Below are 16,727 nucleotides of genomic sequence, written 5' to 3' on the forward strand. Positions count from 1 at the left end.
TCCGGCGCCGCGGACGCTAGGACGGCCCTGCGGCGGGACCGGCCGCGTCGTCCACAGCCGGCTCCCCGTCCACAGACCGCCGCCGCGGCCTCCCGCCCGGCCGGGCCGGTCGGGAGGCTCGCGGGGTGGTCTCAGGGAGCGGACGTGGTCAGCGTGCCGGCCGGCTCCCCGGCAGTGCCGCCGACGACGACCGAGCGGCGCTTGGACACCACCACGGCGGCGACGACCACCAGCGTCGCGGCGCCCGCGATGAGCAGCCGCACCGTGGTGTTGGCGTCCTCCCCGACCTGCAGGCCGACGACCGCCGGCGCGATGAGCAGCGCCACCAGGTTCATCACCTTGATCAGCGGGTTGATCGCCGGGCCCGCGGTGTCCTTGAACGGGTCGCCCACGGTGTCGCCGATGACGGTGGCCGCGTGCGCCTCGCTGCCCTTCCCGCCGTAGGCGCCGTCCTCGACCATCTTCTTGGCGTTGTCCCAGGCCCCGCCGGAGTTGGCGAGGAAGACCGCCATGAGCGTGCCGGCCGCGATCGCGCCGACCAGGTAGGCCGCCAGCGGGCCGAAGCCGAGGCCGAACCCGACCGCCACCGGGGCCAGCACCGCCAGCAGCCCGGGGGTGGCCAGCTCGCGCAGCGAGTCCTTGGTGCAGATGTCCACGACGGCGGAGTAGTCCGGCCGCTCGGAGAAGTCCATGATCCCGGGGCGGGTGCGGAACTGCTCGCGGACCTCGAACACCACCCGCCCGGCGGCGCGGGACACGGCGTTGATCGCCAGCCCGGAGAAGAGGAACACCACCGCCGCGCCGATGACCGCGCCGACGACGTTGTCCGGCTCGACCAGGCTGAACGCCTGCCCGAGGTCGACGCCGTCGAGCGCGGCGCGGACCTGTTCGTTGTAGGAGCCGAACAGGGCGGTGGCGGCCAGCACGGCGGTCGCGATCGCGATGCCCTTGGTGATGGCCTTGGTGGTGTTGCCGACGGCGTCGAGGTCGGTGAGCACCCGGGCGCCGTCGTCGTCGATGTCGCCGGACATCTCGGCGATGCCCTGCGCGTTGTCGCTGACCGGGCCGAAGGTGTCCATCGACACGATCACGCCGGCGGTGGTGAGCAGCCCGCACCCGGCCAGGGCGACGGCGTACAGCGCCGCGCCGCCGCCGATGAGGAAGGCGCCGTAGACGGCGGCGCCGATGAGCAGGGCGGCGTAGACGGCCGACTCCAGGCCCAGCGAGATGCCGGAGAGCACCACGGTCGCGGGGCCGGTGAGCGAGCTCTGGCCGACGTCGCGGACGGGCTTGCGGCTGGTCTCGGTGAAGTAGCCGGTGAGCTGCTGGATGGCGGCGGCGAGCACGATCCCGACCAGGACGGACACGAAGCCGAGCACCTGCGGGTTGACCACCGAGTCGGGGACGTCGGCGACGCTCGGCAGCACGGTGAAGGCCGCGGCGGCGACGAGGACGAGGGAGACGACCGCGGAGGTGAAGAAGCCGCGGTTGATCGGGGCCAGGCCGCTGGCGTCGCCCTTGCCCGGGTTGCTGGCGAGGATGCCGACCACGGAGGCGAGCACGCCGATCGCGGCGACGACGAGCGGGAACACCATGCCGACCGCGCCGAAGAAGACCTGCCCGAGGATCAGCGCGGCCACGAGGGTCACCGCGTAGGACTCGAAGAGGTCGGCGGCCATGCCGGCGCAGTCGCCGACGTTGTCGCCCACGTTGTCGGCGATGGTGGCGGCGTTGCGCGGGTCGTCCTCGGGGATGCCGGCCTCGACCTTGCCGACGAGGTCGGCGCCGACGTCGGCGGCCTTGGTGAAGATGCCGCCGCCGACGCGCATGAACATGGCGAGGAGCGCGCCGCCGAACCCGAAGCCCTCGAGGACGACGGGGGCGGTCTCGTCGAACAGGAGCAGTGCCAGCGACGCGCCGAACAGGCCCAGGCCGACGGTGATCATCCCGCAGACCCCGCCGGTGCGGTACGCGATGCGGAAGGCCGGCCGGTAGCCGCCGGTGCGGGCGGCGGCCGCGACCCGGACGTTGCCGCGCGTGGCCAGCGTCATGCCGATGAAGCCGACCGTCGCGGAGAACAGGGCACCGACGAGGAAGAACACCGCCCGGCCGATGCGCGTGCCCCAGCCGCCGTCGTGGACCGGCAGGACGAGCAGGAGCAGGAAGACGATCACGGCGAAGACGCCGAGGGTGCGGAACTGCCGCCGCAGATAGGCCCCGGCGCCCTCCTGCACGGCCCGGGCGATGTCCTGCATGCGGGTGGTGCCCTGATCGGCGCTCAGGACCGCGCGCACGAGGGACCACGCGAACACCAGTGCAACCAGCGAGACGACGAGGGCTGCCGTCACGAGGACGACGTCCCCGCCGGAGAGATCATTGTCCGGCATCGGTACCTCCCAGCGGTCGGCTGCCGACGGGCGGCTCGCGTCCCCGGTCGGCGGAGAGCACGTCGGCGGGCGGGACCGCCCGGAGACGAGGCGCGAGTGTAAGCGGAATCACACTCCGCGGTCTGCCCCCTCCCCGGAACCGGTGTGGGCGCAGGGCGTGACCGCAGGTGGGCGGAGGGTCGCTCCTCTCCCCGGGACGAGGGGCGGGTTGCCCCCGGGTGTGACAGTGGAGGGGTGACCACGCTCCACCCGGTCCGGCCGGTTGCTCCCCCACCCGGCCGCGGAGGGTCCTCGGGGGGCGAGGCGCCGGGCACCGCCGGGGAGGGCACCGCGGTGGAGGGCACGCCGGTCCACGGCTCGGCCGCCGCGCACGGGTCCGCGAACTCCGCGAGCGCCGGGTCCCCGGACGTCGTGCCGCCCGGTGCCGAGCTGCTCGCGGACCTGCTGGCCGGCACCCCGGAGGAGGAGTCCCCGGTCACCCACGTGCACCGGCTGGCGGTGCGGGAGAGCCGGACCCTGCCCTGGCCGGAGTGGGTCGAGCCGGGCCTGCGGGAGCGGCTGGAGCAGCAGGGCGTCCGCGAGCCGTGGCGGCACCAGGTGGAGGCCGCCCAGCTCGCCCACGACGGCACCTCGGTGGTGGTGGCCACCGGCACCGCGTCGGGCAAGTCGCTGGCCTACCAGCTGCCCGCGCTGACCCGCCTGGCCGAGGACCCGCGCGCCTGCGTCCTCTACCTCGCGCCGACCAAGGCGCTGGCCCGCGACCAGCTGGCCTCGGTCGCCGCGCTCGCCGACCCGTCGGTGCGGCCGGCCGCCTACGACGGCGACACCCCCGCCGAGGAGCGCGACTGGGTGCGCCGGCACTCGCGGTGGATCGTCACCAACCCGGACATGCTGCACCGCGGCGTGCTGCCGGCCCACCAGCGCTGGTCCTCGACGCTGCGCCGGCTGGCCTACGTCGTCGTCGACGAGTGCCACGCCTACCGCGGGGTCTTCGGCTCGCACGTCGGGCACGTGCTGCGCCGGCTGCGCCGCATCTGCCGCCGCTACGGCGCCGACCCGGTGTTCGTGCTGGCCTCGGCGACCGTGGCCGAGCCGGCCGCGGCGGCCGGCCGGCTGGTCGGGGCGCCGGTCGTGGCCGTGACCGACGACGGCTCCCCCCGCCCGGGCGCGACCTTCGCGCTGTGGGAGCCCCCGCTCACCGAGCAGACCGGCGAGCACGGGGCGCCGCTGCGCCGGTCGGCCGCCGCGGACACCGCCGGGCTGCTGGCCGACCTGGTCGAGCGCGGCGCGCGGACGCTGGCGTTCGTCCGGTCCCGGCGCAGCGCCGAGTCGGTGGCCGAGCAGGCCCGCCGGCTGCTGGCCGACCGGGGCCGCAGCGACCTGGTGCGCCGCGTGGACTCCTACCGCGGCGGCTACCTGCCCGAGGAGCGGCGCGAGCTGGAGCGGGCGCTGTCCGCCGGCGAGCTGCTCGGCGTGGCCACCACCAACGCCCTCGAGCTCGGAATCGACATCGCCGGTCTCGACGCCGTGGTGCTCGCCGGCTACCCCGGCACGCTGGCCTCCCTCTGGCAGCAGGCCGGCCGCGCCGGGCGGGCGCAGCGCGAGTCGCTGGTCGTGTTCGTGGCCCGCGACGACCCGCTGGACCACTACCTGGCCCACCACCCCCGCGCGGTCTTCGGCCGGCCGGTCGAGGCGACCGTCACCGACCCCGCCAACCCCTACGTGCTGGGGCCGCAGCTGTGCTCCGCGGCGGCCGAGCTGCCGCTGACCCCCGAGGACCTGCCCGACTTCGGCGGCCCGGTGGCCGAGGCGCGGCTGGAGGAGCTCGTCGCCGCCGGCGACCTGCGGCGGCGCCCGGCCGGCTGGTACTGGGCCGGGCGCGGGCGCCCCGAGGTCGACATCCGGGGCAGCGGCGGCGAGCCGGTGGCGATCATCGAGGGCGACACCGGCCGGCTGCTGGGCACCGTGGACGGCGGGGCGGCGCACTCCACCGTGCACACCGGCGCGCTGTACGTGCACCGCGGGGAGACCTTCGTCGTCGACGAGTTCGACCCCGAGGACGCCTGCGCCGTCGTGCACGCCGAGAGCCCGGAGTGGACCACCGTGGCCCGCGACGTCACCGACCTGTCGGTCGTGGACGTCGAGCGCACCCGGCGGCTGGGCACGGTCACCGCGCACACCGGCGTCGTGGACGTGACCAACCAGGTCGTGGCCTACCAGCGCCGGCGGGCCGGCACCGGCGAGGTGCTCGCCGAGTTCCCGCTGGACCTGCCGCCGCGCCAGCTGCGCACCCGGGCGGTGTGGCTGACCCTCGACGCCGACGCGGTCGCCCGCGCCGAGGTGGACGACCTGGCGTTGCCCGGGTCGCTGCACGCGGCCGAGCACGCGGCGATCGGCATCCTGCCGCTGCTGGCCACCTGCGACCGGTGGGACCTCGGCGGGCTGTCCACCGCGCTGCACCCGGACACCGGGACCGCGACGGTGTTCGTCTACGACGGGCACCCCGGTGGCGCGGGCTTCGCCGAGCGGGGCTTCGCGGCGCTGCGACGCTGGCTGCGGGCCACCCGCGCCACCGTCGCCAGCTGTGAGTGCGAGAGCGGCTGTCCCTCCTGCGTGCAGTCGCCCAAGTGCGGCAACGGCAACGACCCGCTGGACAAGGCCGGCGCCGTGCGCGTGCTCGACGTCGTGCTCGACGAGCTGGCCGCGGCCGAGGACACCGCGGACGCCGACGACGTGGAGGAGTCCGACGTCGAGGGCACCGCGCACGTGGTGCCGACCGGCCCGGTCCGGGGGCTGCTGCGGCGGCCGGGCACCGGGCGGGCCGCTCCCCGGCCCGAGCCCGCCGCGGAGCCGGACGCCGACGGACCCGCCGCGGACGCCGGCGCCGGCCACGTCGAGGACGGCCTCGTCTTCTGAACCCGCGGGCGGGGCCGGCCCGGCGCGGGCGACCGCCTCGGCGCGGCGGGCGCCCAGCGGGCCGAGCGGGACGGTGACCGCCACCCGGACGTCGACGACCGCGCCGTCCCCGACCGTGCAGGCGACCAGGTCCGCGCCGTTGGCCCGTGCCACCTCGGCGGCGGCCGCGCACACGGCCGGGTCCCCGCTGACCGCCCGCGCGGCGGCGGCGAGCGCGGCGAGGTCGGCCGCGGACCCGGCGCGGTGGCGGGCGACCGCCGCCGCGCCGACGAGGACCGCGGCCAGCCCGACGAGCGCGAGTACGCCGGCCAGAGCCACCGTCCACACCGTCGCCGAGCCCCGCTCCCGCCCGCTCACCCCGCGGCCACCCCGGGCTCCAGCCGGGCGACCGCGCTCGCCCCGACCCCGACGGCCGGGCCGACGCCCAGCGGAGCCACCGACGCGCCGACGGTGACCCGGACCTCCTCCCCCGCGACGACCACCGCGGTCACCGCCCCGTCCGGCGCCACCCGGGCGGCGAGCGCTCGGACCTGCGCCGCGTCCTCCCCGCGGGCGGCGGCCCGGGCGCCCTCCCGCGCGGCGTCCACGCAGCGCAGGTGCGCGCCGACCACGACGACGGCGGAGACGACGGCCGCGAGCACGAGCACCAGCACGGGCAGCACGACGGCGGCCTCGGCGGTGACCATCCCGGCCTCCCGCCGGTCCGGGGACACCGTGCGGCGGCGCACGGTCAGGAGAGGGCGCCGAGCGCGGACTCGACCAGGTCACCGAGCGCGCTGACGACCGAGCCCCCCGTCACCACGCGGTAGAGGACCGCGGCGAAGGCGCAGGCCGCGACCGTGCCGACGGCGTACTCGGCGGTGCTCATGCCCGCCTCGGCGGTCGCGCGGACCCGGGCCCAGCGGCGGGCGAGCCCTCGCCGGCCGCGTCCCGCGGGAGTCTGCTCGGTCGGGTCCTCGGCGGGCGGGTGGTCGGTGGTCACGGCTCCTCCTCGGGTCGGGGGCCCCGGTCGCGGGGCGCGCCCCGACCCTCGCCGCGCCGGGCGCTCCCGCCGGCGTCCACCCGCAGGCTGTGGACGGCGGGCCGCCTGTGGACGGCGCTGCGGCGGGTGTCGGCGCTTCCGCTTCAGGTGGTGCCGGCAGATGCCGAATCAGCGAGGAGGTGGCGCGGACGCGTCACCGGCAGGCCGGGAGGAGGACCCGTGGCGCACGGCACCGACCGCCCCGAGGGCCGCCCCCTCGTCCTGGCCGGCTACGTCGTCGCCCTCGCCGCCGCCGCCGTCGCGTTCGGGCTCGACCCGACCCTCGGCGTCGTCGCCGGTGCGCTCAACGTGGTGTTCGGCGTCTACTTCTGCCGGCACCTCGCCTTCGCCGTCGCGGCCGCCCGCTGGGCCGAGCGCGACCTGCTCGCCGCCGACGTCGGCCTGGACACCTACACCCCGCCGGTCGCGGTGCTCGTCGGCTGCAAGAACGAGGAGCTCGTCGTGGACGGGATGGTGTCGGCGCTGCTCGCGCTGGACTACCCGGCCGACCGGCTCACGCTCGTCGTCGTCGAGGACGGGTCCGACGACGCGACCGGCGCGAAGCTCGACGCGTGGGCCGCGCGCGAGCCGCGGTTGCGCGTGCTGCACCGGCCGCCCGGCGCCGGCGGGGGGAAGTCCGGCGCGCTCAACGAGGCCCTCGACCTGGTCGACGCCGAGGTCGTGCTGGTCTTCGACGCCGACCACGAGCCCGAGCCCTCATCGCTGCGCCGGCTGGTCCGGCACTTCCGCGACCCGGTGGTCGGGGCGGTCATGGGCCGGTGCGTGATCCGCAACGGCAAGGACTCCTCCATGGCCGGCGTCGTCTTCGTCGACTACCTCTCCGGCTACCTGGTCAACGAGTACGGCCGCCAGGCGCTGTTCGAGCTGCCCGCCTACGGCGGCGCCAACTGCGCGGTGCGGATGAGCACGCTGCGCGCGCTCGGCGGCTGGAACCCCGAGACGGTCACCGAGGACACCGACCTCACGCTGCGCGTCCTCATGGCCGGGCAGCGGGTGCGCTACGACGTCTCGGCCATCGACTTCGAGGAGGCGGTGGTCAGCGCCCAGCGGTTCTGGAAGCAGCGCTACCGCTGGGCCCGCGGCCACCAGAAGTGCCTGCGCGACTACTGGCGGCCGCTGGTGCGCTCGCCGCACCTGTCCCCGCTGGAGAAGGTCGAGACGACGCTGTTCCTCGGCGTCTACCACGTGCCGATGCTGTCCGGGCTGGGCCTGCTGCTCACCGTCCTGCGCGCGTTCGGCATTGGGGACCTGCCGGTCGTCGGGCTGCTGCCGCTGTCGATGCTGCTGTTCATCGGCCCGCTCGCCGAGCTGTGCGTCGGGTTGCTGGTCGGCCGGGTGGAGCGGCGGTCGGCCTGGCGGCTGCTGGGCTTCCTGCCCGCGTTCGCGCTGTCGATCTGGATCACGTCCCGTGCCTACGTCGACGGGATGCTCGGGCGGCCCTACAGCTGGGTGAAGACGAGCCGGTCCGGCGCCACCTCGACCGTGCTGCCGGCAGCACCTGCCGTCGCGGTGGCCGCCACCGATCCCGTCGCGGCGGAGCTCGCCGGCCGGCCGCCGTCGTTCGCCGCCACCCCCGGGGAGCAGCGGTGAGCGCCGCCGGCCTCGCGGCTCCGCCCGTCCGCCGGCGGGCATGGCGGGGGACGAACCGCCGGCTGGTGCCGGTGCTGCTCGACCTCGCGCTCGCCGCCGTGATCTGCGTGCTCGGCTTCCGCCACCTGTCCGGCCCGCTCCAGGTGGTCGAGGCGGCCGGCGTGGCGACGGTGCTCGGCTGGATCGCACCGGGCCAGGTCTCGGGCGTGCTGCCGCAGCACGTGCTGCTCTTCCCCGGCGACGGCGGGATTATCGACGCGGTCGTGACGGCGTCGTGCTCGTCGGTGCTGTCGGTGCTGGGGCTGACCGCGCTGACCGCGGTCGTGCTGCGCAGCCGCAAGCTGCACGCCGTCGGGGGGCTGCTGGTCGCCGTCGCGGCGCTGCTGCTGCTCAACCACGGCCGGCTGCTGCTGTCCGCGGGGGCGGGCCTGCTGTGGGGCGAGGGTGCGCTGGTCCTCTTCCACGACTGGGTCGGCACGGTGTGGAACCTGGTCGCCACCCTCGGCGGCTTCCTGCTCATGGTGTGGATCACCCTGCCGGCCCTCGAGCGTGCCGAGCAGGACGTGTCGGGCCGGCACACCGCCCGCCGTCCCGACAGCTGGGCCCGTCCGGGCCTGGGCTACCGCGACCCGGAGGGTGACGAGCGGCGCGCCCGGCGGCGGCGCACCACGGTCACCGGGCTGCTGCACCGCCACGTCTACCCCCGCCGGCTGTCGGCCTGGCTGGCCGCCCGCCGCGAGTCCGCGCGCGTGGACTACCGGCTCGGCCACCTGCCCCCGGACCACCGGGCCGAGCGCGTCCGCGAGCTGGCCGCCGACGGCCTCGGCGCGCACGGCGCCTCGCTCGTGGCCGTGGCCACCTACGAGACCGACCTCGCGGTCCTTGACTGCCTGGCCGAGTGCGTCGCCGCGCGGCAGTGGGAGCCGGTCACCGACACCCGGGTGGCCGCGCTGCGGCTGTGGGCGCGGGGGTGGCTGCTGGCCCGGCCGGCCGTCGACGACGGCCTGTCCTCCCGGCCGGTTCCGGCGCAGCCGACGGTCCCGGTCGCGCGGATCGCGGTGCCGCCCACCGGCCGCCCCGCCGCGCCGCCACCCGCCTCTCCCGCGCCGGCGCCCGGTCCCGCTGCCCCGCACCCCGCCAGCTTCGCCCGCCCGCACGACTCGGAGACGCCCCGGTGACCTCGACCCTGCACCCCGCGCCCGCGCCCCCGTCCGGCGGCCGGCACGCGGACCCGGACGCGGCGCGCCCCGCCGTCCTCGTCACGGGGGCGGGTGGCCCGGCCGGGGTCGCGGTCGTCCGCCGCCTGGTCGCCCTGGGTCACCGGGTGGTCGGCGTGGACGCCGACTGGACCGCCGCCGGCGCGGCGCTGGCCACCGTCGGCGCGGTCGTCCCCCGGGCGGACCACGTGCGCTTCGTCGACGCCCTCGTGTCCCTCGCGACGACGCACGGCGCGGACGCGCTGATCGGCACGGTCGCCGAGGAGCTGCCCGCCCTCATCGCCGGCGCGGAGCAGCTGGCCGCGGCCGGGGTGGCCACCTGGCTGCCGTCGGCGGACAGCGTGGAGCTGTGCTGCGACAAGGCCGCGTTCGCCCGCACGCTGCGCGACGCCGGCGTCCCCCATCCCGCGACCACCGACACCCCCGCCGGGCTGGTGCGGGTCCCGGGCCCGTGGGTGGTCAAGCCGCGCGCCGGGCGCGGCAGCCGCGGCGTCCGGCTGCTCGACGCCCGCTCCGCGGTGGCCGACGCCCTCGCCGAGGACGCCTCGCTCATCGCGCAGACCCGGCTCGAGGGGCGCGAGTTCACCGCCGACGCCCTCGTCGGCCGCGACGGCGGGCTGCTCACCGTGGTGCCGCGCTGGCGCGACGACACCCGGGCCGGCATCTCGGTCAAGGGCACCACCTTCGACTCCCCCACCGTCACCGACGTGGTCGCCGGCGCGCTGGAGGCGGTGCGGCTGACCGGCCCGGCGAACGTGCAGGGCTTCGTCGGCGACGACGGCCGGGCCACCGTGGTCGAGATCAACCCGCGGTTCTCGGGTGGGCTGCCGCTGACGCTGGCCGCCGGCGCCGACGTCGTGAGCGCCCACCTCACCGGCATCCGCGACCCGCAGGCCCGGCTGCCGCACCTGTGGTTCACCCCGGGCGTGCGGATGAGCCGCTACTTCGCCGAGACCTACACCGCCGAGGACGGCACCCCGGTGACCGACCCGTGCGCCGCGCAGGCAGTGTCCGCGTGAGCCGCCGCAGGCACGTCCTGGTGCCCTTCGGGACCCGCCCCGAGGTGGTCAAGCTCGCCCCGGTGGTGGCCGCCCTGACCGCCGCGGGACACCGGGTCGACGTCGTGGACACCGGCCAGCACACCGACCCCGCGCTCTCCACCCGGCTGCAGGAGACCCTCGGCCTCGCGCCCACCTGCCGGTTCGTGCTGCCGGCCGACGACCCCGCCGCCCGGTACGGCGCGCTGCACGCCGACGCCGCCCGGGCGGTGGCCCGGTTCCGGCCCGACGTGGTCCTGGCGCTGGGCGACACGAACACCGTGCCCGCCTACGCGCTGGCCGCCCGCGGCGCCGGCGTGCCGTTCGCCCACCTCGAGGCCGGGCTGCGCAGCCTCAACCCGCGCAGCGTGGAGGAGGTCAACCGGCGGGTGGCCGCGGCGGTGGCCGCCCTGCACCTGGCCCCGACCCGGCGGGCCGCGGCGTTCCTCGCCGCCGAGGGCGTGCCCGCCGAGCGGGTGTTCGTGGTCGGCAACCCGGTGGTGGACACGCTCGTCACCCGCGGGGTCCGCCCGGTGCCGGTGGCGCAGCGGTCCGGCGTGCTGGTGACCGCGCACCGCCCCACCAACGTCGACGACCCGGTGCGGCTCGAGCGCCTGGTGGGCGTCGTCCGCGCGCTGGCCGACCGGGTCGGGCCGGTGACCTTCCCGGTGCACCCGCGGACCGCGGCCCGCCTGGCGGACGCCGGCATGGACGCCGAGCTCGACCACCCGGCGATCACCCGCAGCGGCCCGGTCGACCACGACACCCTGCTGGCCGCGCTGGCCTCGGCCCGGCTGGCGGTCACCGACTCCGGCGGCATCCAGGAGGAGGCCGCCTACCTGGGCGTCCCGGTGGTCGTGCTGCGCGGCTCGACGCCGCGGTGGGAGGGGGTCGAGGCCGGCACCACCACGCTGGCCGGCCTGGCCGACGACTGCGCCGCCGACGCCGTCCTGGCCGCGGCCGCCGCGCACACCAGCGCTGCGGGGCAGGCCCGCGCCGCCGGCCTGCCCTGCCCCTACGGGGACGGCACCACCGGACCGCAGGTGGCGGCCGTCCTCGCCGACGAGGCCACCGACGCCCTGCTGGCGCTGGGCGAGCCCGACTTCACCGACGGCCGGCTGCCCTGGTGAGCACCGTGCCGGGGTGGGACGGCCCGCCGCCGCTGGCCGTCGTCGTCGACCTGGACGACACCCTCTACCCGCAGGCCGCCTACCTGGCCGCGGCCGCGGCGGCCGTCGGGACCGCCGCCGGCGCCGCCGGGCTGGACGGCGACGCGGTGCACGCGGCGCTCGTCGCGGAGCTGGCGGCCGGGTCCGACGCCGGCGGGACGATCGACCGCGCGCTGCTCGCCGCCGCGGTGCCCGCCGGCGCCCTGGCCCGGCTCGTGCCGCCGCTGGTCGCCGCGTTCACGGCGTGCGCGCCGGAGCGGCTGGATCCCTACCCCGGCGTCCGCGAGGCCCTCGCGGCGCTGGCCGGCGCCGTGCCGGTCGGCTGCCTCACCGACGGCAACCCGGCCATCCAGGCGGCCAAGCTCGCCGCGACCGGGCTCGGCCCGCTGCTGACCGCGGTGCTGGTCACCGACACCCTCGGCGGCCGGGCCGCGCGCAAGCCCGCCCCGCAGGGGCTGCTCGCCCTCGCCGCGCGCCTGGGCGTCCCCGCCGACCGGGTGCTGGTGATCGGTGACCGCCCCGGCAAGGACGTCGCCGTCGCCGCGGCCGTGGGCGCGCGGGCGATCCGCGTCCGGCAGGGCGAGTACGCGGCGGCGCCTGACGTCCCCGCCCCGTGGGCGGCGACCGGCTCGTTCCCCGAGGCCGCGGAGCTCGCCCTCGCGGTGGCAGCCCGGGCCGTCGCCGTCTGACGGGTTGCGCACCACCGGATCTCCCCCCGACGGGGGAGGTCCGGTCGCCACGCTGGAGGGCGCCGCCGGCGGCGCCGATGGACAGGTGTCGGGCGGGGAGGCCGCCCCTGGCGAGCAGAGGACGGCGGCCGTGGACAGCACGACGACGAGGGGCCCCGGGCGCAGCGTCCTGGCCATCGGCGCCCACCCCGACGACATCGAGCTCGGCTGCGGCGGCGCGCTGATGGCGCACGTGGCGGCCGGGGACACGGTGACCATGCTCGTGATGACCGGGGGCGAGAACGGCCCCGGCGACGACGGCCAGATCGCCGGCCGGCGCGCCGAGCAGCAGCGCGCGGCCGAGCTGATCGGCGCGCGGCTGGCCTGGGGCGGGCTGCGGGACTGCGAGGTCGTGGCCGACTCGGGCACCGTCCGCCGCATCGAGCAGGTGCTGCGGGAGACTGCCGCCGACCTCGTCTACGTGCACGCCCCCGACGACAGCCACCAGGACCACCGCGCCATCGCCGCCGCCACCCTGGGCGCCGCCCGGCGCCTGCCGCGGGTCCTGCACTACCAGAGCCCCTCGACGCTGGCCTTCGCGCCGAGCGTGTACGTCGACGTCACCGCGCACCTCGCCGGCAAGCTCGACGCCCTCGCCGCGCACGCCTCCCAGGTGGAGCGCTCGGCGATGGTCGAGCCGGACGCCGTCGTGGCCTCCGCCCGCCACTGGGGCGCGCAGGCCCGCATCGGCTACGCCGAGGCCTTCCAGCCCACGCGGATGGTGCTCGACCTCGCCCCGGCCGCACCGGCGGTCCCCGCGTCGGTCCCCGCGGCCTGGGCGCTCGTGCCGGCCCACACCTCCGCGATGCCCGCCGGCCGCCGCTGACGGCCCTCACCCCGGGAGTCACCCGAACACCTGGCCGGCGATGCCGATGACCATCGGCGCGATGCCCAGGCACACGAACGCCGGCAGGAAGCACAGCCCGAGCGGCGCGAGCACCCACACCCCCGCCCGGCGCACGCCCGCCTCGGCCCGGCTCCGCGCGGCCGTCCGCGCCTCCGCCGCCAGCACGCGCAGGGCCGGCACCGCCGCCGCTCCCGACTCCCCCGCGCGCACCAGGACCCGGCCCAGCCCGGCCAGCTCGGGCGGCACGTCGTGCCACGCCGTGCGGGGCGCGGCCCCGAGACGCAGCCGGCCGGCGACGTCGGCCAGCGCGGGACCCAGCGGTCCCGGCACGGCCGCCGCCACCGCGGCGAGCGCCGCGCCGACCGGCAGCCCGGCGCCGAGGCAGACACCGAGCAGGTCGCAGGCCACCGGCAGGTCGGCGGCCAGCGGCGCGGGCGCCGGCCCCGCGCCGGGCGCCCGCCGCAGCCACCGGTCGGCGAGCACCGCCCCGACCGCTCCCAGCACCACCCCGGCCGCGCCGCCGACGAGCAGGGCCGTGGCGGCACCGGCGAGGACGGGGAGCACCAGCCGCCGGAGCGGGCCGGGAGTCCCCTCCGGCGGCCGCTCCGGCACGGCGGGCGCGCCGAGGGCACGCAGCCGGGCCGTGCGGCGCACCGCCGGTGTCGGCCACGCGGCCAGCGCGCCGGCGAGCGCCAGCAGCACCGACGCCTGGGCTCCCGCGGCGCTCACCGCAGCGCCCGCCGGACCAGCCGCGCCGACCAGGCCAGCCCCGCCGCCTCCAGCGCCACCCCGGCGACGAGCAACGCCTGCCCGGGCACCGTCGTGGTGAGCACCGCCCACGGGTCGGCGCCGATGCCGCTGCCCATGGCGAGCGCCAGCAGCGGCAGCCCGGCCAGCAGCGCGGCGCTGGCCAGCGGTCCGGCGGTCACCGAGCGCAGCTCCTCCCGCTGACGCCGGCGGGCCCGCAGGTCGTCCTCCACCGCCCCGGCGACGGCGGCCAGCGAGCACCCCGTCCGGCCGCTGAGCTCGACCGCCGCCGCGAGCCGCCCGTGCGCCCGGCCGAGCTCCGACCTCGCCTCCGCCGGCACGGTGGCCGGCGCGCGGAGGGCACGGGCGAGCGCCCGGGCGCCGTCGGGATCGGGGACCACCGCCACCGCCGCCGCGGTCGCCGCGTCGAGCGGCCGGCCGCTGCGCAGCTCCGCGGCCAGGGCGGCCAGGGCGTCGGCGAGGACGTCGAGGTCCTGCTCGTCCCGGCGCAGCGCGCGCCGCCGGGCACCCGCCCGGGCGGCCCCGGCGGCGGCCGCACCGGCCAGGACGGCGACCAGCGGCGGGCCGGCCAGCGCCCCGGCGGCGGCTCCCGCGACCGCGGCGAGGACCGGCCAGGACCGCGGAGCCGCGACCAGCGGCCCCCGTACCGGGCGGCGCGCCCCGGTGAGCCGGCGCAGCCGCGCCCGCCGTCGGGCCGCCCCGCCGGGCCACAGCAGCAGCGCCAGGGCGCCCGCCGCCAGCGCCGCGGTCACGCCGTCCCGCCGTCGAGGAGGGCGGCCAGCCGGTCCGCGCCGGGACACGGGCCGCCGTCGGCCCGCCAACCGGCGTCGACGGCCACGAGGTCGCCGTCGCGGCGCACCACCCCGACCTCCGCCACCCGGCGGCCCGCCGGGGTGCGCCGCAGGTGCACGACCACCGCGAGCGCGGCCGCAGCCTGGCTGTGCACCGCCCGCCGGTCCAGGCCGGCCGCCACGCCCAGCGCCTCGAGCCGCGCGGGCACCTCCCCCGGCCGGTTGGCGTGCAGGGTGCCGCAGCCGCCGTCGTGCCCGGTGTTGAGCGCGGCCAGCAGGTCGGTGACCTCCGCGCCGCGGACCTCGCCGACCACCAGCCGGTCGGGCCGCATGCGCAGTGCCTGGCGCACGAGGTCGCGCAGGGTCACCTGCCCGGCGCCCTCCACGTTCGGCGGGCGGGTGAGCAGCCGGACGACGTGCGGGTGCGCCGGGGTGAGCTCCGGCGCGTCCTCGCAGAGGACCACGCGCTCGCCCGGCGGCACCTCGCCGAGCAGCGCCGAGAGCAGCGTGGTCTTGCCCGACCCGGTGCCCCCGGTGACCAGGAAGGCCAGCCGCCGCCGGAGCACCGCCCGCAGCAGCGCCTCCGACCGCCCCGGCAGCGTCCCGCGCGCGGCGAGCTCGGCCAGACCGAGGGAGCACCGCCGCAGCACCCGCAGCGACAGGCAGGTGCCCGCGGCCGAGACCGGCGGCAGCACCGCGTGCAGCCGGGTGCCGTCGGGCAGGCCCGCGTCGACCCACGGCGCGGCGTCGTCGAGGCGGCGCCCGGCGCTGGCGGCCAGCCGGACCGCGAGCCGGCGGACGGCGTCCTCGTCGGGGAACCGCACGTCCGCGGGTTCCAGGCCGCTCCCCCGGTCCACCCACACCTCGGCCGGGCCGTTGACCAGCACGTCGGTGACGCCGGGCGCCCGCAGCAGCGGCTCCAGCGGCCCGGCTCCGGCCAGCTCGGCGACCGCGTCGCGCACCGCGGCGAGGACGTCGGTCTCGCCGAGCAGGCCGGCCTCCTCGCGCACGAGCGCCGCCACCGCGGCCCGGCTCGGCGGCCCCGGCTCCAGCGCCAGCCGGGCGCGCACGCGCTCGACCAGCGGCAGGCCGCTCACGCCGCCCGCTCCGGCCGGGACAGCTCACCGAGCAGCCGGCGGACGAGCGCGCCCAGCGGGCTGCGCGGCGCCACCGACGGCGGCTCGCCGCGCTCGCCCCGGGGCAGCGCGCCGCGGTCGTGCCCCAGCTCGGCGAGCACCGGCCGCCCGGCCACGGCGGCCACCTCCGCGGCGGACAGGCCGCCCGGGACGGTGCGCACCACCAGCCGGGCTGCCGACCAGGGCGCCCCCGCCACCAGCGCCCGGGCGGCCGAGGCGGCGCGCAGCCGGGCGGGCACGACCAGCAGCGCCAGGTCGGCCTCGGCCAGCACCGCCTCCGCCGCCGGGTCGGGCGCCGCCGTGCGCGGCAGGTCCACCACCACCGGCAGCCCGCGGTCCCGCGCGGCGTCGACGACGGCGGCGAGCGCCTCGGCCGGCACCGGCGCCGGGTCGTCGCGCGCCGCGGCGAGGACGTGCACCCCGGCGGCCGTGGGCAGCGCGGCGAGCAGCGCGTCCCCGTCCACCCGGCCGCGCACCCCGGTCAGCTCCGGCCAGCGCAGCCCCTCGGCGTCCTCGGCGCCGAGCAGCAGGTCCAGCCCGCCGCCCCACGGGTCGGCGTCGACCAGCAGGACGCCCTCGCGCCTGGCGGCGGCCACGGCGAGGGCGGTGGCCAGCGTGCTGACGCCCGCCCCGCCGCAGCTGCCGCCGACGACGGCCAGCCAGCCGCGCGCCACCGGCGACCGCCCCGCCTCCCCCGCCCGGGCGGCCAGCCACGCCTCGTCGTCGGGCAGCACGGCGACGCGCTCGGCGCCGCGCTCCACCGCGGCCGCCCAGGCCGGCGCCGGCAGGGCGCTGGGCGCGACGACGACCACGCCCGGGCGGCGGGGCAGGGCGCGCACCGCCGGGCTGTCGAGGACGTCCGCGCCGAGCAGCACCAGCGCGGCGTCCCGGTGGGCGCGGCGCAGCGCCGTCCCGCCGGTGGCCACCTCGGGCTCGGTGCCGGCGGCGGCGAGGACGCGCAGGACGTCGTCGAGGAGGTCCTCGTCGGCGCAGACGACCAGCGGACGGGACGGCGGGGGGACCGGACGCGGGGGCACGCGCCGGAGCCCATCGCGGACGGCCGGTGCGCGCGTGCCGGACCGGGCAACTGTGGACGACC

14 protein-coding genes and 1 pseudogene are annotated in these 16,727 nt (G+C 78.7%); 7 read left to right on the forward strand and 8 right to left on the reverse strand.

Annotated features, from left to right (window positions below):
* Nucleotides 1-131: 131 nt before the first annotated feature.
* Nucleotides 132-2,387, reverse strand: coding sequence for a sodium-translocating pyrophosphatase (locus ACI79Z_RS03845; RefSeq protein WP_456901738.1), 2,256 nt, complete (start codon nucleotides 2,385-2,387; stop codon nucleotides 132-134).
* 234 nt (nucleotides 2,388-2,621) lie between these two features.
* On the opposite strand from ACI79Z_RS03845, the gene ACI79Z_RS03850 reads away from it, so the two are divergent.
* A complete protein-coding gene (locus ACI79Z_RS03850) occupies nucleotides 2,622-5,303 on the forward strand; it encodes a DEAD/DEAH box helicase (protein ID WP_456901739.1) in 2,682 nt (893 codons plus the stop codon).
* A gap of 27 nt (nucleotides 5,304-5,330) precedes the next feature.
* Here the strand turns inward: ACI79Z_RS03850 and ACI79Z_RS03855 are convergent.
* The 3 genes and pseudogenes from ACI79Z_RS03855 to ACI79Z_RS03865 all read right to left on the reverse strand — a co-directional run.
* A pseudogene (locus tag ACI79Z_RS03855) lies at nucleotides 5,331-5,660 on the reverse strand (Rv3654c family TadE-like protein); the annotation flags it as partial.
* Nucleotides 5,657-5,989: a TadE family type IV pilus minor pilin gene (locus tag ACI79Z_RS03860; protein WP_387987271.1), complete on the reverse strand. Its 333-nt coding sequence runs from the start codon at nucleotides 5,987-5,989 to the stop codon at nucleotides 5,657-5,659. The pseudogene ACI79Z_RS03855 and the gene ACI79Z_RS03860, both read right to left, overlap by 4 nt.
* Before the next feature lie 44 nt (nucleotides 5,990-6,033).
* Nucleotides 6,034-6,285 carry a DUF4244 domain-containing protein gene (locus ACI79Z_RS03865; protein ID WP_387987272.1) on the reverse strand — a complete coding sequence of 84 codons (252 nt, stop codon included), beginning with the start codon at nucleotides 6,283-6,285 and terminating at the stop codon, nucleotides 6,034-6,036.
* Nucleotides 6,286-6,504: 219 nt separating this feature from the next.
* On the opposite strand from ACI79Z_RS03865, the gene ACI79Z_RS03870 reads away from it, so the two are divergent.
* The 6 genes from ACI79Z_RS03870 (at nucleotide 6,505) to ACI79Z_RS03895 (ending at nucleotide 12,912) form a co-directional block, all read left to right on the forward strand.
* The gene (locus ACI79Z_RS03870; RefSeq protein WP_456901740.1) at nucleotides 6,505-7,935 is read left to right on the forward strand and encodes a glycosyltransferase; all 1,431 of its coding nucleotides are present in this window, start codon (nucleotides 6,505-6,507) and stop codon (nucleotides 7,933-7,935) included.
* Entirely contained in the window at nucleotides 7,932-9,113 is a 1,182-nt protein-coding gene (locus ACI79Z_RS03875) for a hypothetical protein (RefSeq protein ID WP_456901741.1), read from the forward strand. The genes ACI79Z_RS03870 and ACI79Z_RS03875 overlap by 4 nt, the downstream gene beginning before the upstream one ends.
* On the forward strand, nucleotides 9,110-10,171 hold the full coding sequence (locus ACI79Z_RS03880) for an ATP-grasp domain-containing protein (RefSeq protein WP_387987276.1): 1,062 nt from the start codon (nucleotides 9,110-9,112) through the stop codon (nucleotides 10,169-10,171). The genes ACI79Z_RS03875 and ACI79Z_RS03880 overlap by 4 nt, the downstream gene beginning before the upstream one ends.
* Nucleotides 10,168-11,319 (forward strand): non-hydrolyzing UDP-N-acetylglucosamine 2-epimerase, encoded by a 1,152-nt coding sequence (gene wecB, locus ACI79Z_RS03885; protein WP_456901742.1) that lies wholly within the window; start codon nucleotides 10,168-10,170, stop codon nucleotides 11,317-11,319. Before ACI79Z_RS03880 ends, wecB begins: the two co-directional genes overlap by 4 nt.
* Complete coding sequence (locus ACI79Z_RS03890; RefSeq protein ID WP_456901743.1) at nucleotides 11,316-12,047, forward strand: HAD family hydrolase; 732 nt, start codon at nucleotides 11,316-11,318, stop codon at nucleotides 12,045-12,047. Before wecB ends, ACI79Z_RS03890 begins: the two co-directional genes overlap by 4 nt.
* Before the next feature lie 130 nt (nucleotides 12,048-12,177).
* On the forward strand, nucleotides 12,178-12,912 hold the full coding sequence (locus tag ACI79Z_RS03895) for a PIG-L deacetylase family protein (protein WP_456901744.1): 735 nt from the start codon (nucleotides 12,178-12,180) through the stop codon (nucleotides 12,910-12,912).
* 18 nt (nucleotides 12,913-12,930) lie between these two features.
* On the opposite strand, the gene ACI79Z_RS03900 is transcribed toward ACI79Z_RS03895, so the two are convergent.
* The 4 genes from ACI79Z_RS03900 to ssd are packed head-to-tail and all read right to left on the reverse strand — an operon-like array spanning nucleotide 12,931 to nucleotide 16,665.
* Complete coding sequence (locus ACI79Z_RS03900; protein WP_456901745.1) at nucleotides 12,931-13,662, reverse strand: type II secretion system F family protein; 732 nt, start codon at nucleotides 13,660-13,662, stop codon at nucleotides 12,931-12,933.
* Nucleotides 13,659-14,453: a type II secretion system F family protein gene (locus tag ACI79Z_RS03905; RefSeq protein ID WP_456901746.1), complete on the reverse strand. Its 795-nt coding sequence runs from the start codon at nucleotides 14,451-14,453 to the stop codon at nucleotides 13,659-13,661. Before ACI79Z_RS03905 ends, ACI79Z_RS03900 begins: the two co-directional genes overlap by 4 nt.
* On the reverse strand, nucleotides 14,450-15,589 hold the full coding sequence (locus ACI79Z_RS03910; protein ID WP_387987286.1) for a TadA family conjugal transfer-associated ATPase: 1,140 nt from the start codon (nucleotides 15,587-15,589) through the stop codon (nucleotides 14,450-14,452). The genes ACI79Z_RS03905 and ACI79Z_RS03910 overlap by 4 nt, the downstream gene beginning before the upstream one ends.
* Nucleotides 15,586-16,665 (reverse strand): septum site-determining protein Ssd, encoded by a 1,080-nt coding sequence (gene ssd, locus ACI79Z_RS03915; RefSeq protein WP_387987287.1) that lies wholly within the window; start codon nucleotides 16,663-16,665, stop codon nucleotides 15,586-15,588. Before ssd ends, ACI79Z_RS03910 begins: the two co-directional genes overlap by 4 nt.
* Nucleotides 16,666-16,727: the final 62 nt, after the last annotated feature.

It is taken from the genome of Geodermatophilus sp. SYSU D00663 (assembly GCF_054050655.1).